Below are 1,012 nucleotides of genomic sequence, written 5' to 3'. Positions count from 1 at the left end.
TCCCAAGGGTCTTGACTGCTCTCCGATATGGATGGCTCCTGGTTGTTCTTGTGATTGCCTTGCTCATATTGCTGAGCAGATTTGGCTCTTGCTGATAAAAGGTTCTCCGTTCCCTCTAATCTCGCATTCAGCTTGCCAAAGCTATAGCCTCGGCTAATCTGCGTACCTTTGAAGCTATATCCATCCTTGCAGAAACGGATACCTTGTACCTTGGTTCGTTCCTTGTCCTTATAGACAAGCTCCAAGTGAACACCTTGCTTTGCAAGTTCATTCTTGAACTTCTGCCAACTATCAGCGCCTTTCAAGGCATCCTTGACGGCATTGTGAATCTCGTATTTGGCACGCTCAGCATTGCGTAACTTGCGAGTATTAGTATTGCTCTTGTCCGTTCCGTAGGTCAGTCCATACTTGGATTTTAGAGCCTTGGTCACCTGCTCATTACGCCTGTAATCATTCCTGTCTGATATGAGCTTGCCATCGTTATTGATGCGGTTGTACACGATATGGCAATGAGGATTGTCCGTGTTGTGATGCCTTACAATGATGAATTGGGTATCGGTGATGCCCATCATCTGCATGTATTCAAGGGCTATCTTAGCCATGAACTCATCCGTCAAACGTGGCTTGTCCTCGGGTTTGAAGCTCAATGCAATGTGTCCCACAGGCTTCTTAATCCTTGGATTTAGTTGCCTTTGTAGCTCAAAACTTTGCGTCATCTCGGCATTCGTGCCGAGTAACACACCATCAGAGGCAAGGATTTTCGCCTCGTCCTTGCCTGTAACATAGCGGATGCAACCACCAAATGAGCTGCCCTTCTTTAGCTTGCCTATCATGTGGTATCCTCCTTTCTGCCCATACTGCTTGGCTTCGGTTTATAACTTGCTTGGCGATACTCGCCAAGGATTTCTTTCAATCTTCTCAACAAGTCCACCACATACACATGGGTTTCATGGAAACCTCTCTGATGCGACAGCTTGGTAAGTTGGTTGAGGTTGTTCGCCATACCGATGAG

Annotated in this window: 2 protein-coding genes; both read right to left on the bottom strand. The window is 46.7% G+C overall.

Annotated elements, in window-relative coordinates; all coding sequences use genetic code 11:
• Positions 1-833 (bottom strand): relaxase/mobilization nuclease domain-containing protein (locus tag KSW37_RS15630; protein ID WP_217743533.1); only part of this gene is annotated, 833 nt, incomplete at its 3' end.
• The coding region (gene mobC, locus KSW37_RS15625; protein ID WP_217743532.1) for a plasmid mobilization relaxosome protein MobC at positions 830-1,012 on the bottom strand (183 nt) is incomplete at its 5' end. The genes KSW37_RS15630 and mobC, both read right to left, overlap by 4 nt.

This window comes from Segatella copri (genome assembly GCF_019127135.1).
In the GTDB taxonomy this organism is placed as follows: domain Bacteria; phylum Bacteroidota; class Bacteroidia; order Bacteroidales; family Bacteroidaceae; genus Prevotella.
This window is presented reverse-complemented; position numbering and strand designations above follow the sequence as displayed.